Source organism: Amycolatopsis anabasis, from assembly GCF_009765355.1.
Lineage (GTDB): Bacteria > Actinomycetota > Actinomycetes > Mycobacteriales > Pseudonocardiaceae > Amycolatopsis > Amycolatopsis anabasis.
In genome coordinates this window covers 12688-31531 of record NZ_VTHK01000028.1, presented here as the reverse complement: position 1 = coordinate 31531, position 18844 = coordinate 12688, and the positions used below count along the sequence as shown (strand labels likewise).

General features: G+C 66.1%; 15 protein-coding genes. 4 read left to right on the top strand and 11 right to left on the bottom strand.

What is annotated here, in order from left to right; translation table 11 throughout:
• Positions 1-80: 80 nt before the first annotated feature.
• The 9 genes from FXO23_RS30865 to FXO23_RS50835 form a co-directional block, all read right to left on the bottom strand.
• Positions 81-743: a hypothetical protein gene (locus FXO23_RS30865; protein WP_158889012.1), complete on the bottom strand. Its 663-nt coding sequence runs from the start codon at positions 741-743 to the stop codon at positions 81-83.
• Positions 740-2623, bottom strand: a complete 1884-nt coding sequence (locus FXO23_RS30860; protein ID WP_158889011.1) for a type IV secretory system conjugative DNA transfer family protein — start codon at positions 2621-2623, stop codon at positions 740-742. The genes FXO23_RS30865 and FXO23_RS30860 overlap by 4 nt, the downstream gene beginning before the upstream one ends.
• Positions 2624-3011: 388 nt before the next feature.
• Positions 3012-4139 carry a C40 family peptidase gene (locus FXO23_RS30855; RefSeq protein WP_158889010.1) on the bottom strand — a complete coding sequence of 376 codons (1128 nt, stop codon included), beginning with the start codon at positions 4137-4139 and terminating at the stop codon, positions 3012-3014.
• A gap of 7 nt (positions 4140-4146) precedes the next feature.
• Positions 4147-5466, bottom strand: a complete 1320-nt coding sequence (locus tag FXO23_RS30850; RefSeq protein WP_246258107.1) for an ATP-binding protein — start codon at positions 5464-5466, stop codon at positions 4147-4149.
• Between the two features lie 188 nt (positions 5467-5654).
• Entirely contained in the window at positions 5655-7169 is a 1515-nt protein-coding gene (locus FXO23_RS30845) for an SCO6880 family protein (RefSeq protein ID WP_158889008.1), read from the bottom strand.
• A complete protein-coding gene (locus FXO23_RS30840; protein ID WP_158889007.1) occupies positions 7166-8578 on the bottom strand; it encodes a TrbL/VirB6 family protein in 1413 nt (470 codons plus the stop codon). Before FXO23_RS30840 ends, FXO23_RS30845 begins: the two co-directional genes overlap by 4 nt.
• The gene (locus FXO23_RS30835) at positions 8575-9402 is read right to left on the bottom strand and encodes a hypothetical protein (RefSeq protein ID WP_246258078.1); all 828 of its coding nucleotides are present in this window, start codon (positions 9400-9402) and stop codon (positions 8575-8577) included. Before FXO23_RS30835 ends, FXO23_RS30840 begins: the two co-directional genes overlap by 4 nt.
• 3 nt (positions 9403-9405) lie before the next feature.
• Entirely contained in the window at positions 9406-9693 is a 288-nt protein-coding gene (locus tag FXO23_RS30830; protein ID WP_246258076.1) for a hypothetical protein, read from the bottom strand.
• 276 nt (positions 9694-9969) lie between these two features.
• Entirely contained in the window at positions 9970-11196 is a 1227-nt protein-coding gene (locus FXO23_RS50835) for a hypothetical protein (RefSeq protein ID WP_179956924.1), read from the bottom strand.
• Between the two features lie 368 nt (positions 11197-11564).
• On the opposite strand from FXO23_RS50835, the gene FXO23_RS30820 reads away from it, so the two are divergent.
• Positions 11565-12164 (top strand): hypothetical protein, encoded by a 600-nt coding sequence (locus tag FXO23_RS30820; protein WP_158889006.1) that lies wholly within the window; start codon positions 11565-11567, stop codon positions 12162-12164.
• Positions 12165-12227: 63 nt separating this feature from the next.
• Here FXO23_RS30820 and FXO23_RS30815 read toward each other — a convergent pair whose 3' ends face one another.
• On the bottom strand, positions 12228-13397 hold the full coding sequence (locus FXO23_RS30815) for an MAB_1171c family putative transporter (protein WP_158889005.1): 1170 nt from the start codon (positions 13395-13397) through the stop codon (positions 12228-12230).
• An 11-nt stretch (positions 13398-13408) separates the two neighbouring features.
• A complete protein-coding gene (locus FXO23_RS30810; protein ID WP_158889004.1) occupies positions 13409-13873 on the bottom strand; it encodes a hypothetical protein in 465 nt (154 codons plus the stop codon).
• 663 nt (positions 13874-14536) lie between these two features.
• Here FXO23_RS30810 and FXO23_RS30805 point away from each other — a divergent pair.
• The 3 genes from FXO23_RS30805 (at position 14537) to FXO23_RS30795 (ending at position 18822) form a co-directional block, all read left to right on the top strand.
• Positions 14537-15424: a hypothetical protein gene (locus tag FXO23_RS30805; protein ID WP_158889003.1), complete on the top strand. Its 888-nt coding sequence runs from the start codon at positions 14537-14539 to the stop codon at positions 15422-15424.
• Between the two features lie 431 nt (positions 15425-15855).
• Complete coding sequence (locus tag FXO23_RS30800; protein WP_158889002.1) at positions 15856-17790, top strand: S53 family peptidase; 1935 nt, start codon at positions 15856-15858, stop codon at positions 17788-17790.
• Between the two features lie 204 nt (positions 17791-17994).
• On the top strand, positions 17995-18822 hold the full coding sequence (locus tag FXO23_RS30795; protein ID WP_158889107.1) for a L,D-transpeptidase family protein: 828 nt from the start codon (positions 17995-17997) through the stop codon (positions 18820-18822).
• Positions 18823-18844 lie beyond the last annotated feature (22 nt).

The window sequence follows — 18844 nt, the reverse complement described above, 5'->3', positions numbered from 1 at the left end:
AGTCACGCAGACACGCCGATCCTTCTCAAACACGCTCTTACGACGCCACGCCGAGTTGGGCAGCGCGTGCCGTAGAGCGGCTAGGACTCGGCCTGTACATGCTCGTCGCCGTGCGGCGCGCTCGGATTAGCGGACCCATCCTGCGCCTGGGCTCGCTCCTGCTGTTCAAGGGTGTACCGGTCGATGAGCGGTGTCGCGCCCGCGACTTTGTGCCCATCGGTGAGGCAGTGCGGGTGGACCCATTCGGTGGCGAGTCGTTCGGCGAACCCGACTCGCCACCGGTCGTGCCAGTACTGCGCGTCGCGCGCGGAGGCGCTCTTCCCTATGTGCGCGGCGCGCCAGGTGTAGGTCAGGGTGGCGAGTTCGGCGATCAGGGCGGGGTGTTCGAGCCAGCAGTCCGGGATGGCGACCGCGCGGGTACCGGGTTTGCCGACGTAGACGGCGTTGTAGTACTGCACGAAATGGCCGATCGTGAAGAGTGGGGACTCGCCGCGGTATTGCTTGTCTTCCGCCGCTGGTGGTGGCGGGAAGGGCAGCCACCGAGCCAGCCGCGGGTTGTCCTCCTGGTCGTCCTCGAGAGCCGTGATCTTCTTCTGCAGCCGGTCGATCTGTGCCTGCTGAGCCTGCACCCGGTTCCACAGGGTTTCGATCATGCCGTCCAACTCGGCACGGGAGCGTCCGGTAGGTGCCTCCTCGGGCTCACTACCGCTGGCCGGGATCGAGATCTCGTCGTCGTCGCTCATACCGGGCCCGCCTCCGTCCGCGTACTGTGCGCGGCGTCTGCGAATGGCAGGGCGCGTCGGTAGCCGTCCGTGGTGACGGCGAGGTTTCCGCTGCGGATCGCGGCGACGTCAGCGCTCAATTGCTGCCAGTCGGGCCGTTGTTCGACGTCGACGGTGCGTCCGAGGATGGGCAGCAGGTTGCCGTGCAGGATCAGTACCCGGCCGCGGTCGAGGGTGCGGATATCGCCGGCCCGGTAGGTCGGAACGGTCTCGGTGCCGATCGCCGAGCGGCCCGGACCGAGCATGCCGTCGCTGTGATGCTGGTAGGTGCGCCGCCGGTGCTGGCCGGACAGCGTCGAGAGCCATTCGAGGGTCTTGTCGTCCTTCAACCCGGGAAAGACCGTCAAGGTCAGGGTGTTGTCGATCAGCTGGAGCCGTCCGGGTTCGCCATAGAGTTCGTCGAGCTGGGAACGGGACTGGGCTGACCAGTGGATAAGCACGCCACGGCCGGCCGAGTCGGCGATGATGGCGGGAAGCCGTGGCACCGGGGTTCCGGCGTAGAGCTCGTCAAGGATCGCGGTCGTCGGGGGCTCGAGGCGCCGCCGAGTTTGCTGGAGTGCCCGGTCCTGGGCGGTGGTGAGGATCTGTTCGGTCAGCGCGGTCAGTACCGGACGGGCTTGTGGTGCTTGGTGTTCCCCGGCGATGACGAACAGACTTCCCTGGCGGGTAAGGAAGTCATCGATGTCCAGTTCTTCTCCTGGGCCTGGGGTGGCGAAGTGCCGGATCGCGGGGTTCATGAACGGCTCGATGGCGCGGCGCACCGACATCCACACCGCATCCGAGGTTTCGGCCACCATCCCGATCTCCGAGCGCAGGTTGTGGGCCAGCTCAGGATGCGTGGGGCGCAGCAGCTCGACGGGTTCTTGGTCGGGGGGCTTGGTGATGGACCAACCCACCAGGTCGACGATCGTGCGGTGGTGCAGAGCGGCGGCGAGCAAGTACGCCTGCAGCACGATCGTGGCCCTGCCGCGGAATACCTTGTCGTTGCCGCCAATGTCTTCGAGTCCCAGTGAGGACGCCTCGATCAGCGTTTCCGCGCGGCGCAGTGCGACCGCCGGATCGTGGCAGCCGACCACCGGGGACCACCGCGCCTTAGCGGGCCACGGCACCGTGTTCGTGGCGTCGATGAGCCACACCGGCCCGGCATCCGCGCGGCGGGTGCGCGCCAGCAAGCACCATTCGGCGAGGTCGTCCTTGGTGGTCGACGTGAGCAAGGCTCCGGGAGCCGTGAGTGCCTTGTGCACCAAATCAGTGCGCGATTTCCCTGACCGGGTGGGGGCGATCGTGCCGGTCGGCGTCTCCAGGGACGTCACCAAGGTCTGCTTGTTGGGGCCTCGGTGTAGTGGTACCGAAACCTCTGTCAGTGGGGCCTTGCGGCGCTCTGCCTTTGATAGATCGGCGCGCGTCCACTGCGCGGTTGCTCTGGCCGCCCTCGGCGAGAGCGCGCGGCGCATGTCGCGGCGTGATGCGTGCCCGGCGTCCGTAGGACCGAGCCGCCGCCAGCCCGGCACGGCAACCACGGTGACCGCGCCCGCGACGAGCAGGAACTCCGCGCCGAACAGGAGCCAGAACCCCACCGCGTGGCCGGCCAATCCGGTCGACCACGGTGCCGCGAGACCGGCGCTCGGATCGCCGGGATGCAGCACGATCCTGACAGCGGTCGGCAACCAATCGGAGAAGTCAGGCCACACCCACGATCCCGTGTGGAACCCGGTCATGGCGACGGCCGCGACCGTCAGTGCGGCACCGAAGCCGCACAGTGCCGCCAAGGCGGCGACGAGCAAGGCCATCAGGGTGACATCGCGGTCCAGGCTCAGCGAATCCGTGCGCTTGCGAGGCATGTCGTTGTGCTCCCTCCCGATGCGGGGAAGGCAGCACGGACATGGCTTGTGTGCTCATGCTTGCGGGCTCCCTCCCGGTGCCGGGGAGGGCGTGCTTGTAGGTTCCCGTGTTTGTTTGCGGCGCGGCGTGCGATGACCTGGGTTGACCATGTTGGTTCCCGACAGTTTTGCGTCGCTGGATTCCCACCGTTCTTGCGGTTTCTCCGAGATCGTCCCAAGTTCGTGGACCGCGGCGCGGTGTCCGTCGCGATGGGCAGAAGGAGGTCGAGATCGGCGGACCCACGTCGACCTGCGGCTCCAGGTCTTTGGTAGGTCGCCGACACGCCAACGCGTTCCCATCAACCTTGCGAGACCGCACGACCGACGCAAAGTAGGTGGGAATCCGCAATCAATCATGGGAACCTACAGTGCTGGGTTCGGCGACCCTGCGGATCGCCACGATCTGGTTTGCCCAGGCGGATAGCGGCTCGAGGATGATGCCTTTGGACTCGTCGTAGGCGTTGACGATCAGGCCGTGCCCCGCGTACATGCCGACGTGACCGGGGTTGCGCGCGGAGCCGTTCGCGCCTGGTATGAACAAGAGGTCCCCTGGCTGGGCCTGGCCGAGGTTCGGGACCGCATGTCCGGCATGGATCTGGCTTGCTGTTCCTGCGGGGATGCCGACGCCCGCGGTCGCCCACGCCGCGAGCATGAGCCCAGAGCAGTCGTACGAGTTGGGTCCTTTTCCGCCCCATACATAGGGTTTGCCGAGTTGTGCAAGGGCGAAGGACACTGCGGCCGCTTGCCGTGGGTTGGTTGGCAAGGTGTAGCCGGGCGGGAGCTTGGCCGGATCGACCTTCCCTGGGTCGACGGGGATGTTAGAGCCGCCGCGGTCGCTGCATCCTGTCTTCGCACTGACCTGTTGTGCACCGTTGCCAGGATTGCCGTCGACCGGTGGTGGCGCCGGATTGTCGGGGCCGGTCCAGAACTTCGCCACGATGTCGGCGGCCTGGGGTTCCTTCGGGGCGTATCGGTCGGGGAAGCCGCTGCGTTGAACCGCTTGCTCAGCCTTGCCCGGCTCCATCGTGTCCCAGCCGGGAATGCTCAACAGGCTGTCAAGGAACTTGTTAGTGGCATAGACGGGATTGAGGATCTGCTCTGCTGTTCCCCAACCTTGGCTCGGGCGTTGCTGGAACACACCGAGGCTGTCTCGGTCACCGTAGTTCAGGTTCCGCAAGCCGGACTCAACCATCGCGGTGGCGACCGCGAGCACTGCGGCCTTGCGCGGAAGTCGGCGCTGTTGAACGACATCGACGATCGTGCGCGCGATGTCCATCTCGCTCGCGCCGACTCTCTGCTGGTCGACCAGGACGCTGCCGCCTCCGGCGCCGCCACCCTGGTCGCATCCGCCCAGTTCGACCACGGAGCCAGTGGTAACGGCGGCAACCGCGATCGAGAGTGCCGCCACGGGCACTGCAACCACCGCAGCCAGCGCGGCGGCGACTCCGGCGATAGCATTGCTGCTGGCGGGTTCCATCGCACACCTATGTGATGACCGGAGGTTTGCGGAGCTGTGCGTTCGTGTCGAACAATCGCTTTTCGACACGGCTGAGCACGGTCTGGACCTTGAACCCGGTGCGGTTCTCCAGCTTCCACAGCGCGCGGCCTTGCCGGTCGTTCGCCCATCCGGTCGTGACTTGCTGTTCCTTTTCGGACAGTGCCAAATCATCTGCGAGCTGGTCGGCGACCCTTGTCGACTGTCCGAACAGGATTCGGGTGGAACACAGGGCCAGCAGGTCCTTGGCGATCGCGACTTCCTGCGAGCCGGTGCTTCCGACGGACAGGAAATCCGACGGTTTGTGGCTCACCAGAATCTGGATCTTGCGTTCCGCGCGGGACAGTCGCAGCTCGCTGTCCACGGCCTGCACGGCACGTAACCCCAACCGCATTTGCCGCCAGATCTCGTCGCGCACGACGATGCGGAGGTCTCCGTCCTCCTGGAGGTCGGTCACCATCGACGACCACGAGCCCAAGCAGGTCAGCCCAACGGCGACTGCTTGGTCGCCGCGGGAGCGCAGGCGGGACAGGTCCATGCTCTGCACGGGAGCGTCCCAGTCGAGTGTGAAGTTCGTTGGCTCGTCGAAGAGGCCGGCCAGGGGCCCGGAGATCAGATTCGCCAGTGCGTCGGTGATCGAGCGCAAGTGGTCGAGGAAGTGCCGACGATCGGCGAACCGCATGTCCGTCCACAGCGAACTGGCAGGGTTGGCGAGTTCCCGTTGCACGTCGGGGATCGTGATGGGCCGCAGCTTGGTGTAGCCGTCTGTGGCGCCAACGAGTCGGCGCAGGACGGCTGAGAGCACGGCCTCGTCGGTGACTGTGGGCGTGTAGCCTTGAGCTTCGGCGAGGGCCACCAGCAGTTGGACCCAACGTCCGAGAACACCGTCGAGTTCTTCCCGCTGCCGTGCCACCGGCCAGCTGTCCCATCGCGCGGCGAGCGGGCCGAGGTCCAGAGCGTTGAGCCGGGCGTGACTGCCCCGGCCCAGCATGATCGGTGTGATTCCCAGCGCCCTGAGCAGTGGGGTGTATTCGCCTTTCACATCGCCGCTGATCAGCGTGCGTACCCCGAACAGCATCATGCGCAACAGGAACGCGACCACCGTCGAAGATTTGCCTTTTCCGGGCTCTCCGAAGACGACGATGTTCGGGTTGGTGCAGATTCCTCGGAGCACGAACTCGACCGGGTGGCAGTAGAAAGCTCCTCCGGACAGGACGTCGTAGCCAATCCTGGCCCCAACTGCCGGTATCGGACTTGCCGAAAGCAGCGGGAAGAGTCCGCCGATCTCGTGAGTGCTGGCCTGATACACCGTCAACGGTGGGTGCACCGGTGACCAACCCTGCCCAGGCCGAGCGCGCCCGCGGCGAGGCGCCACGGGATGGTTGAGCCGTTCCTTGCGTGGGCGTGGCGGCTTCTGGGGCCGTTTGGCACCAGGTGCCGCACCGAACGTCGATAACAGTTCGGCGGCGGACCGTTCCGGCTGTGCTGCGCGCGGGCTCACAGGCCACCTCCCCGCAGTCTCGGTAGCCCGATGCCGACCGGAAGGACGGCGGCCACGAACGAGGAGTCTTGGGCGAGTTCCATGCGTAGCAGCTGGAATCGACCGGCGATGTCGTTCTCGACGCGAGCTGCGTGGTCCTCCAAGTTCCAGCTGGAGGGGACGGTGACCGCTGTCGCCACGGCGAAGCGCACGATCCCGTGTCCGGCAGCGACTGCTTTTTCTTGCGCTCGGGCCCCGCCTGCTTCGCGGGCGTCAGCGGCTGTGCTGTTGAATCCCTTGGACGATTTCCAGTCGCGCACGACACCAGCGCGGAATCGGTTGCCGCGTACCGCGCTGCGTGCTCGCCGCTGCGACAGGGTCTCGTAGTGGATCGCCAGACTGCGTCGTTCCCCCGCGGTCTTCACCGCGAGCAAGGCGCCCAATGAACCGAAGACCGTGCCGGCTTCGGGCATCAAGACCGAGTACGAGACCGTGGCGAACCCGTCGTGGTGATAGGCCCGCCCGGTCGGGGTCGGCGCATGAGTCGGACCCGCGGTTGCCCACGCGACACCGCGAGAGGAATCGGAGCGATCCGAATGGTGCCGCGCCGCCAATACTGCCGCACTCGCCGGATTGAAGCCTGTCCGGATGGCTTCGGCCAGTTCGCCTCCAGACAGCCATTTCACGCTCTGCGCACCGAGCGCCTTGAGCTTGTCTTCCAAGCCGTCCAGCACCCGGTACAAGGCGGCCGCACGTCCCGCGATGCCCCCGCCCGCTGCCGTCGCCGGCTTGCGCAGCGCTTCTTCGGTCCCGCTCAAGGTCACGAAGACTTCGTGGCGGACGGATACCGCGCCTACGGTGCGGTCGAGCTCGGTGGTTGCCCGGCGCGCCAGTTCAGGTGCATCCGCGCTCTCGTTGCGGTGACGCCACGCCTCGTACTCGGCGCCATCATCGGGCACTGTACGCACCAGCAAGGACATGCGGTCGATCACGTCGCGGTGCCCGATCGACAGCAAAAGGTTTCCCAGCCGGTTCGCCAGCCTTTCGCACTGGGCATCCGAGAGCATCCCGACGCCGCCGTGCGTCAGGCGGGCGGTCGCACCCCAGCGGCCCTCGCCGGTGTCGTGGATCAGACACACGCGTCCCGCGTCACGCAGAGGTGGACCATCGGGGAACCGGAGCCGCGTCAGCACACCAGGCAGGTCGGGCTCATCAGGGTCGACCGCGCGGCCTCCCGCGACGTTGGACTGCCAACGCGACCAACCGAACACCATGCCGACCTGAAACAGCGCCAGGTGGCCGAGCCATCGGACTGCCGGTCGGCCCCTGACCGGGATGACAACGAGGCCCGCCACCGGCCCGCATATTGCCGTCAGCATCAGGGCCTCAATCAAGTTCCCTGCCGCCAGCGCCATCACCACCGGCACGGCAAGCAGAATGCAGACGAACGCCTGTCCGGGACGCAGGCCCAGGACCCATCCGGCGTGCTCGCGGCGGGATAGTCCCTTGTAGATGCGGATGTTCGTGGTCATGCGACCACCGCCGCTTCCTCGATCTCCGCATCCGAAGGACCACCGCCACCTCCACCACCGGACTTCGGCCCTCCGTCGGGGTCTGGTGGGGTAGTGCCCCCACCGCCGCCCGGTGGCTCGGGTGGTCCCGGGTCGTCGTCCCCGCCGTCCCCGCCGTCGTGGTCATCCGGTGGATCGCTGTCGGCCGCGGCTGGTGAGATCTCCTCGTCCCCGCTGCCTGCGTTGGCCCCGGCGTCCCCGTTCTCAGCCTCGGGTCGGGGTTTCGCCCCACCGGCACCGGAATCTCCACTTTCGCTGTCGGCTTCGTTGTCCTCGCCGACACCCGACGACTCCAGGGCCTCGTCGCCGTCATCTGCGGCCTGGTCGAAGCGGTCGGTGTTTGCCTGCTCCTGGTCCGCGCCCGCCGAGTCGTCCTCATCGTCATCTTTGTTGCCGAACGCCTTGTTCCAGGCGGCTTGTCCAGCGCGGCCCGCGATGCTGTTGGCGCCGTAGGAATCCAGGCCCGCGTCGTGCAGTTTGTCCCGGAAGGCCGCGCCAGCGTCGGTGTTGGGGTCGACGAAAGCGAACAGTTTGAACAGCACCAAGGGAACGCACAGCGACACCAGCAGCACTCCGACTCCGGCGAGTAAGCCTGAAAGTCCTTGTGCGCCACCGGCGATGGCGATACCAAGCACCAGAGTGAGCGCGAGAACCGGTTTCATCGCGATGGCGGCGAGTAACCATCGAACGACACGCCAGAACCAGATTGCTGTGACGTTGGCCAACAACCCTGCCGCGGTCAAGGGGGTTGTGGCGACGAGGACGTAGATGGCCGCTTCGCGGAATAGCATTTCCACGACGTAGCCCAGGCCGGCTGGCACGACGCCGAACAGACCGGCGAGGCCCAGCACGACGGCTTTGACCCCGTCCGAGACCGCGTCCGTGAACCCGGTCATGTTGAGCGCGTCGTTGAAGTTTCGTGCGTGCAACGAGTAATCGAGTATTGCCGTGGTCAGGCCGTCTGCGCTCGCGAGGAACCCACCCACCAAGCCGACGGTGACGGCGAGTGCCACTCCGTACTGGAACGGGCCGCCCACGAGCCGGGTGAAGCCACGGCCGCCGCGCAGGGTGGTGATGATGATCTGCCAGAAGAACAAGCCTAATCCGAGGACGCCGCTGATCCACAGCATCATCGGCCACAGGATGGAGACCGGGCCCTCGGTCGTGGACACCGTGAAGATCGAGAAGTTGTCGGCGAGCTTGAAGGCTTCCCGAAGGATCCACAGTGCGCCGTCCCAAATACCGCGCATGATGGGCTCAAGTACACCGTTGGCCACGTCTGCAATCGCCGATCCGGCAGCGTCGCCCAGCGAGTCAAGCATGCCGAGCATGTCGAGCAGACCGGACGGATCGGGAAGGATCGGGTTCATCGCCCACCACCTCCGGTCAGCGCGCGATAGCCCGCCTGCACCGAGGGAAGGCTGCCCGGCCACGCCAGAGGTGCGTACGCTGCGCGAGGACCGCGGCTGATTCGCCAGGCCGCGCCTGTCCAGCGCATCGCTTGGCAGTCGCCCACACCGAAGGTTGTTGTCTGACCTTGGAAGTCGAAGGACAGCTGGCCGAGGGTGCAGACCACGGTGTAGCGGCCGCCGTCCGTCGTTCCCTTGACCACCCCGTGGGTGACCTCGTAGCTGACCGTCAGTCCGGGTTTCGGTTGTCCTGCAGGGATTCCTGCGCGAGTGCGGAATCGGCTCAGCAGCCTGTGCAGGCCGCTGCCGTCGACGCTGGGCGCGCCTGGCATGGCCGATTCGGTGTAGGCGCGGGCATAGGTGGTGGGGTCACCACCGTGGGAGCCCACTTCGTTGATGGCCTTGAGTTGTGCGAGGGCACCCTCCGGGGTGCTCGGGAACCCATCGGGTATCCAGCGTCCGACCACTGTGGACGGTGCGGGTATGGAGATGTCCGGGCCGGCGGTTTGTGTCGTCAGCTCCTGGGGTTGAGCGGCCTCGAGCGGGAGAGACAGCATGGGGTGCGCTGCAAGCGCTGCTTCCGCAGCGGTATCCCATCCTGGTTCGATCGGGACCGGGGCGGTACTAGGTTGTGGTTGTGGGGAACTTCTCGGGGGTGCTGTCACGCTCCGCGCGACGAGGAGTGCGGCCACGATTCCGGCGAGCGCGACCACTGTGATCACAATGGTGCCGAGCCGGACTCCGGCGCGGCGGCGCGAGCGCTGGTCGGTGAGGGGATCCATCATGGCTCAGCCGCTCGCGAATCCGTTGATGAGCGTCCAGCCGATGCCGTACAAGATCGCGCCACCGACGGCGCACAGCATCATGACGACGCCGATCTTCCCGGCGCGGTGGTGGTCGACCCATCTCCCGCCGGCCCAGACGATCAGGCCGATGAAGAAGCCCAGGATGAGCGCCACACCGGCACCCCATTTGGCGTTGTTCAGCACCCCTAGGATGCGTGGTGCTCCCGGAGGCTCGACCGGACTGGGGTTAGGGATCTGGGCCAGCCAGTCCGCCAGGGTATGTGCGAGCATCGCCGCTCCCCTTCCCTGGCCCGACGCGCAACGCGTCGGGCAACTGGAGTGGGAGGGCTTGCTGAATTTGGTGCGCCTCGGCCGTTTGGACACAGCCCGAGTGCGATGGTCTTGGTTGGACGAGAGGATGCGCTGTTACGCCACGAACTTTCGTGGCGAGGTTGGCTGCTCTATGTCATGTGGACACACGATTCCGAGCCCGCCAGGATGGTCGGCGGGTGCACCGTCGCGCGATTCGCGGTGTTGTTCACACCGCGAGCGCACCATCCTTTGTGTCTAGAACTGCGAGGCCCTCGACGTGTCCTCATCGGAGGCGACGTAATGTCGATCATGGTTGTCTCCCCTTCGTCGTCCCCGCCGCAAGCGGCTGGAGACTTTTCCTGGGGAGGGCTCAGACTCGGGTAGCAGACGCAAGCGTCGCGCCAGGTCACCAACTGCGGACCGCAGCTTGGGCGGGGTGACCGCCGCCGTGATTCCGGACAGTGCGATCTCGGGGTCATGCGGCAGAAACACCGCGTCGGGAAGTAGGCGTTGTAACCGGCGCCCAGCTGTTCCAGGGACGCCGGTAGGCCACCGTTTCGCACCCACGACGATCAGCTGGGCAGGCGGGGTAACGGTGCCGAGCCGCACCCACGGCTCAAGGCGAGCCAGGACCTGTTCCGCGTGGACCAGCGCGGGGATCGTCGGTCGAACCACCAGAATCGGTTCGGGAGAAGGCTTTCCGGTTCGTAGCCACGCCCCAGCCCCCGCAAGCGGGTGCGCCGTCACACGCCACGGGTCGTGTCCAACGTCAACCACGGTCACATCGATCACCCGATTTCCGGGCTGCCAGAATCGGGGTGGCGGCAGCATCCCCGGCGCCAGTACCGGCAGGGATGTTTCGGCGCGGGCGAGCACGGCCTGCGCGCGCCAAGAGAATCGGATCCGCACCGCCGGGTGCGGACCAAGCGCCTGTGGCCCATCGGTTCGGGCCGCGCGGTTGAGCCCGGATCGAGCGGGATCGTCGGTGTCGACCATCAGCACCGACCTGGCGGCGAGTTGAAGCACATCCGCCAGTACGGTGGCCGCAACGGTGGCGCCTGCTCCTGGTGACGCCGCCAGCACCGGCACGACAACGCCGAACCGAGACCAGTCAGCAGGGCCGGGAAGGTCGAGGCGCGGATGTTGGCGCGAGACGGTATCCGCGGAGTGGGCGGTGCGCTCAGCCACGTTCTCCCCGACCCGCATATCGCGGCTGGCGAGGTCGGCGGCATCCTCGTCTCGGTGATCGGCGGTCGCCTGGGCCTCGGCCAGCAGTCCTGCCTCGACCGCGGCATCCCGGTCCGCCGGGCTTACCTTCGGGGCTACCGCCACGGCGCGCGCCGCCAGGGCGTTCGCGTACGTGTCGATGCCACGCGGGTCCTGGGGCATTCCTGCTGTAGCACTCGCCGACGCCGGTTGCGCGCGGGTCGGTGCAGCGACGTGCGAGACGAACCGGTCGCCCAGCGGGTCTTTCCTCAGCACTCCAGCGCCTCCCCTCGCCGTCGTCGAACTCCCCTTGCCTTCACGCCGAGCAGGACGGCGCGCTGTCGAACTGACCCCCGAGGCGGGCTCGCCCATCCGGAGTATTTTGCCCTCGGCAGCAGCGCCCCGACCTGCATCGAGTCGAGCAAATCGACTACAAGTGTTGACTCTCCATAGACGAGGGTAGGCGCGATAGCGATAATGTCAACTAGCGTGGCCGCGGCGGGTTGGTAGGGTGCCCGCCGAGTTCGATCGGCCCGCAGGAGCAGTGCACAACTGAAGGAGAGGGGGTGCGGACGGTGGCGCAGCAACGCACACCTGAGTCAGAGCACTCCACGTCACCCGACGAGACTCGACCACGAGAGGACATGGAGTCGCCGATCCCCCGGCGATCAACCCAGCAGCAGTATGAACTGACCCAGAGGCTGCTGGTCTATCCCACGCTCGCGGAGCGGTTGAGGTACCTCCTCGAAAACGAGTCGTACTTCTATGTCCTCGACCAGGAGCACGTCGTCGACCCCGAGGTGATCGCTTCCGCCCCCAAGGGCCTCAAGCGGAAGCTCGCGCGGGTCCCGGTCGTCGCAAACTGGGTGCGGTTGCGCACGGGGCACAGCTTTACCAAGCAGGCGCTGTACCAGTTCAGAGACGGTGACCGCCTCCAGCCGCGGGCGGCCATTACCAACGGCTTGGAGGAGTTCTGGCGCCTGCAGCCCCTGCTGCTCGATCCCACCGTTCCAGCCAGCCGCTTCGAGGACCCTCAAGCCGGAGCCACCGAACTGGACCCGCTGGAGCGCCGCACGTACCAGCTGATGAACGAAGTCGGGTTCGTTGGCGTCCGCCCCCGGGAGGTTAAACACTCGCTCGAGTACGCCAACGACGACGGCAAGCGGGCGTTCTTACAGATTCTCGAAGGTATCGCGCGTGATCAGCGCTCGCATCAAGACGCCAAGTCGTCTCCAGAAGGGTGAAGCAGGCGCCGCGGTTCGGCAAGGTCGAACTGCGGCGCCGGGTACTCAGCTGTCGGTTGTGCATTAGTCGCTGGTCGGACCGTCGTCACGCATAGACCGCACCACGCGCACGATCTCCTCCACGACCTCGGACGCCATCCAGGACACGAGCCGTGCCAACGAGGCGATCTCGTCGTCCTCGTCGGCCCGGACAGTCGAGCTTTGCGGCCGCGCGTCGACGTCGTTTCCCACCTGCGGGAAGGTCACACCCTCCTGGTAGTACTCCAGCGCCACACGGAGTTCAGCTGCTCCGAGTAGCAACTTCGTACTGCCGTGGTCAAGTTTGAGAGCCTGGGCGAATTCCGCGGCCACATCTCCGACTTCGGAGGGGATGTAGCGCCGCAAAACGAGGATGCCGTCGAAGATCTCGACTACCTGCCGGCGGAGATCGGGGCACTCGTCATCCGACAGGATCGCGCTTTCGTTGCGAACCGGTTCGAGCATGCACCACAACTTCGTCACGGCCGCGTTGCGTCGACGGTCCCGACGATCGTGAAGGCGCCTGACGGCTGCGGCAAACACCGAGCCGGCCGCGAAGAGCACCACGCCGATTGCTTGGCTTATCAAGGAAATGCGCGTGTCGCGCAGTATGTGGCCTGGGTCAAGGATGCCGTGGACGGTCAGCGCGATCTTCCACCCCAGCCCGAGAAGGCCGAACGCCATTCCCACCGCCGCGAGGAACACGCCGAACTGCACCACGCGCTCCTCGCGCCGAGTACTGAACCACGAGCCACGGATGAACAGGACGAGCCAGGCGCACATGTACACGAGGTAGATCAAGTTGTAGGCGATCGAGGCCGCGTGGTGATCGCTGCTGGCGCCGAAGTCCGGGTCCGTGGTGCCCCGCGCGAGGTAAAGCACCACCAATGCGACCGTGCACACCGCGAACAGGCCGGCGGCGGTGCGCACTCGCACATGCAGGCGTTCAACGCTTCGCAGGAAACCCGCGACGCACACCATGGCTGCCATCGCGGCGACCCCATGCAGCAAGAAGGCGAGGTTGAACATGCCGGTGACCTCGTCGCACCAGCTCATGGTCGCCGGGGCTCCTGCGACCAGCGACAGACTGATCACGGCCAGCCCGACAGCAACGTAGTCGCGGCTGATCTCGTGTGCGACTGCTCTGTTCACGATGCTCTTGCGCACCGACTCGACGATCGAGCCCACCGCTGCGGCGTACGCGGCCGTGCTCACGAAGTCAGGCACTACCGTTTGCAGAACTGCCGACGGGAGCCGAACGCTGAGCGCAACTGCCCCTGCGGACCGCTTACACGGCATTGCAGTTCAGCTGCCCGGATGCGCGCAGCCAGCAGGTAGGCGAATCGCTCGGCCTCGGCTTCCTCTTCGTCGAGGAAGTGACGCTCGCCGGGGACCCCGCACACCCTGTCCAGGGGATGCCTCAGCACCAGGTGCCCCACCTCGTGAAAAACGATGTGCCGTAAGTGGCCGGCACTGGTTCCGCGGACCACGAACAGATAGTCGCCGGACACCGTGCGCACCAGCATCCCCGAAGGGAGGGTCGGGTCAGGATTCATCCGCCACAACAACAGTGGCGTGCCGCGCTGTTCGCCCAGTTCCGCCAGGAAGGCAGTGACCTCGAACGGAACCCTGATGGGCAAGGAGTCGATCAATTCTTCACAACGGCGCGCGAACTCGCGCCGATCGTGCACTCGAGTCACCAGTGTGCCCCCTATCCGCAGCCCCGGTCCCGGGCTACTGCGAGGTGTCGAGGGCCACCGGCGCCGGTGGCGTCCGAGCAGGGCCCCGCAGCAGTCCGCGCCGTGCGCTGACTCCCCTCCGCCGACCCCCTCGCCAGCGGCTAACACATTGCCTTGCTCCCCGCAAGGCGTAGACCCGCGCCGACGGGGCAGAAATGGGCACTACCCCGCCGATTCGTTACCGAAGTATAACCACAGCGTAGCCCCCTAAGATCAACCGTTTCGCCTAGAGCGCACTCGATTGGGCGAATAACTGCACGTCCGGGCAGTGACCGCGCTCACGTGCTCACTTGACAACTACTCAGAGTAGTTCGGGACCCTAAATTCTGCCGGACACAATACTGGCAAATTTCTTTTCACCCGATCCGGTTACCTCAACCACCGTTGCGATCCGACAAGACACCAAAGCGCTCATACGGGGCATTTCACCCGCCACACGCACATCTCTGCGCGAAAACGGCTACATCTGTTGACTTCTCGGCCGCTCGGCTCTAGCTTCGCCATAGCAAGGTCCACTTGTGTAGTCGCGCCAGGGAGGGTGCGGCACACACACGGCCCGCGCCCCGGGAGCTCGGCGGCGAGGGCGGTGGACTATCGCGACCGGGGAGAGTGTTTATGTCCCATCCGCACGGCCCTGACCTCACATGGGCGCATACAGCGCGGGGGTTACAGCTACGCCTCGACGCCAGCGTCCACAGTGTCCCGCGCGAAATTACCCACCAGCTGCTCAGACGCTTTTCACGCGGACTCAGCCCGACACCCGATGCCGACCTGCTGGAACTCGAACGACACCAGCGGGAGGTCATTCTCGATGCCGAGCGCGATTGGGAGCAGACCGAACAACGCTTCATCGACGCTCGCGATATGTGCCCCGACGCTCCACGTCATCGATCTCGCCACTGTAGCGCGGAACATCGGCAAGCACGCACAGAACACCGGGCCAGCACGGAAACCCTGCACCGAGCGCGCGTCGACAACCGTCAGCTGCGGCGCTTCATCGTCTCGCTCGGCGTCGAGTCCGGTCCGCTGGGGGCTGCTCGCGAGGGCTGGTTGCTTCCCGCGGAGCGCCCCGGCATGGTCTCCGCCGTCTGGCCGAGTGCCGAGGATTTCGTCCGCGCCGATGCTCGGCGGGCCGTGTCCGCTGGTTGGGGCGCTGGCGCGATCAATGCGGAGATCGTGGGGGCCGAGTGGCGGCGAGAGGGCGACGACGATCCGACCGTGTCGGCCGACGCCTCGTCCGGGGCGTGGACCATTGGCTACATTCAGGCCACGCAGGAGTTGTACGCGCACAGGCTCTGTGCGCACAGGCCGGAGGAGGTCTGGCTCCTCGCGAATAGTGCACCGCCCTCGATACTGCGACGACTGCATCAATTGCAGCGTCGAATTCGAGAGCCTAATTCGTTGATCCGCGTCGTCCGGGCGATCGAGCTAAGTCGTGACATCGACGTCCAGGGCACCGAGGACCGAGAATTGTGTCATGCCCCTTGCGAGGCACCCGCATGACGGTCTTTTTATCGGAACGGACGCGGGGCACCGCAACCCACGGGCCATCGCCGATCAACACGAGCTCCGCTCGGCATCGCACGGCGAGCACCACGGGCACTCTTCCTCGTGGGCCGCCTGGTGGCCCACGACTCGCATCGCGGAGCACTCGGCCTCGTCCGGCGCAGATTCTGCTTCATATCTCGACGTTGGCTTGTGAACCTTCTTAGTCACGCACACGTGGCGGCGGCCATCCAGCAGAAGACAGATCCTTGCGTTCTTGTCTTGGGCTCCAGTTCAGGAATTCGTCGTTCATGGTGAGCAATTCCTGACGAGGACCACTACAGCTCCGAAACGATATTTCTGCCATTCCGGCAAATTCCAGGCTTCGCGTGCCGCATTTTCTTCGCACGCGATGTCTGTCACTCAACAAACCAGTCAAGGGGACTTCTATGCCTTTACGACCATGGCGCACCACAGCAGTAGCGTCGGGGTTAGCGGTAGCTGCAGCAGTCACAGCGTTTCCGGCCAGCGCTCAACCTTCCGGCGGCGATCAGGATGACCGGACGGTCGTCGCGGGCAGTACGCCAAGCTGGGCCACCTCGCAAGCGAAGACCGGCGATGTCGCAGACGATGCAGTCCGCCACGTGCAGATCGCGCTCTCCCTGCGCGACCAGGCCGGTGCGGAACGGCTCGCTGCTGCGGTCGCCACCCCCGGCACCGCGGAGCACGGCAAGTTTCTGACTCCGCAGCAGTTCGTCGAACGGTTCGCCGCGAGCGACGAGACCGTCACGCACGTCCGCGATTGGCTTACGCAGCAGGGCCTGGCGGTCACCGGGGTGAGCGCGAATCGTCACTTCATTGACGCACAGGCGCCAACCGGTGTGCTGGAGAAAGCCTTCGGGACTCAGCTATCGACCTTCCGCAGCCAGGTCAGCGGCCGCGTCCAGGATCTGGTCGCCCCGGCCTCGCCCATCTCCCTGCCGCGGGAGTTGCGGGGCGCGGTCACGACCGTGTTGGGGCTGGATGACAGCGCCAAGGCGATCAAGCCTCAGCACACCGCCCCTTCAGCGCCGGGCGCAAACGCGGTGCAGCATTGCGCGCGCTGGTGGGGCGAGCAGAACAACGCCGAGGTTCCACAGAAATATCCGGCAGGGTCGCAGTCGAACTCCCTCTGCGGTTACACCGGGCCGTCCGTGCGCGCCATGTATGGGCTGAACCCCGGCCACCATGGCGCAGGAACCACGGTCGGGATCGTCGGTGCCTACAACTCTCCAACGCTGGTGGCCGATACCAACCGCGCTGCCGGTCACCTCGGGGTGCCGCCGCTGGCGGCCGACCAGTACAGCGCGGTGCTGCCGGACGGCGGTTTCACCGACGAGAAGGAATGCGATGCTGAAGGCTGGTACGGCGAACAGACGCTGGACGTGCAAGCCTCGCACACGATCGCGCCGAACGCGAAGATTCGCTACTACGCGGCGAAAACCTGCATCGGCGGTCTGTACGACGCGTTCAACAAGGCGGTGCAGGACAACGCTGTCGACGTGATCAGCAACTCCTGGGGTGACGCCGACGGCGAGCGCCGCCTACCGGCTGCGACACGCGATCAGTTCAACTCCATGGCCCTGCAAGCGGGGATCCAAGGTCAGTCCGTCACGGTGTCCACTGGGGACGCCGGAAACAACTCCGGCATGGTCGGCCGGATCACGGCGGGATTCCCCGCGAGCAGCCCATGGGTGACCGCCGTTGGTGGCACCACGGTGGGATTGGGACAGGACAACAAGCCCAAGGTCCTCACCGGCTGGGAGAACACCGGCAACACGCTCTCCGGTGGGCAGTGGGTACCACAGCGTGACGCTGACGGCCCCTTCGCTGGCGGAGCGGGAGGCGGACCGTCCGCGTTGTACGACGCGCCCGACTGGCAAGCCGGGGCGGTCCCCGCCGAGGTTGCCCACGGTAAGCGGGCCGTACCGGACATCGCGGCGCTGGCCGACTCCTACACCGGAATGCTGGTCGGGCAGACCGATTCCCGAGGGCAGTTCACCATTGGTCCCTCCGGTGGCACCTCGCTGGCCGCGCCGCTGGTTGCCGGCCTCGCCGTCGACGCGCAGCAAGCCCGCGCCGGGACTGCACGGGCAGGGTTGCTCAACCCCGCGCTCTACGCACTCAAGGGCAGCCCCGCAATCATCGACGTAACGCCGCAGAAGGCCGGCGTATGGACACCGTCGATGCATTCGCTGCCTGGCACCTCGGTGCCAGGTGGGCAGGGAAGCTACCTGGTCGACTTCGACACGCGACCCCAGAACCTGCAGAGCGCACCGGGCTGGGACACGGTCACCGGTCTCGGCACTCCGTCAGCCGGTTTCGTGGCCGCGCTGGCGAAGTAGCCGCACTGGTGGTGCGGGCCCGTTAATCGGGGGCGGGCCCGCACCACTCCCCTCGTTCCTTCGTCTGTCCGTTCATCGTCAGGAGGTGCTGTCGTGTCAGGAAGCGACGATCCGCAAGACTCACGACCGCGTTCCCACGACGCCGACGAGCACGGTGTCACCGAACCAACGCCGACGACCCGGTCTTGGTCGACGCGACAGCGAGTGCAACTCATCGCCGCCATCATCGTGCTGGTGTTGGCGCTGCTCATCGCGGCCGTGCTGGTCGCGGCAACCGGGTCATCCGACGGCAACAGCGCCGAGGACCGATCAGGCGAGACCACGATCGCTGTGCAGGCGCACGAGATCCCGCCACAGCCCGTGGACAACCTTGCCGCGTTAACCGAATCCACGACCTTCACCACCGTGCCCGCAGCTCCGGCAGACATCGATCGGGACCGCGTGCCGGTCGGCCGTGTGGTACATCCACGTAACCTGGTGCCGGTCTACGCCCAACCGGGTGGCCCGGCCATCGCGGCGCTGCCACCTCAACAGATCAACTCCGACACCTGGCTGCCGGTGATCGCCGAGGAGCCTGGCTGGGTACAGGTTCTGTTGCCGTCCAGGCCCAATGGTTCGACGGGATGGGTGTCCATTCAGGACTCTTCGGTGGAGACCGCACACACGCCCTATCGGCTCGTAGTCGACCGGTCTGCGTTTCGCATGCAGCTCTTTCGCGATGGACAGCAGCTCGGGAATTGGACGATCGGCGTCGGCAAGCCGGGTGCGGAGACCCCGCCGGGCCGGACGTTCATCATGGCGTCCATCCAGGACAGTCGGCAGACGTTCAGTCCGGTGATTCTTCCGCTGGGGACGCATTCCGCAAGCCACGAAACGTATGGCGGTGGTCCCGGAACCACGGGCATCCACGGGTGGCCAACCACCACGGTATTCGGCCGCCCCTCTAGCGACGGTTGCATCCGGGTGCCAGCCGACGCGCTGCGCGTTCTGAGTACGTGGGTGCCCATCGGCACGCCAGTGCTCATTACCTGACCCATCCATTACCAACAACATG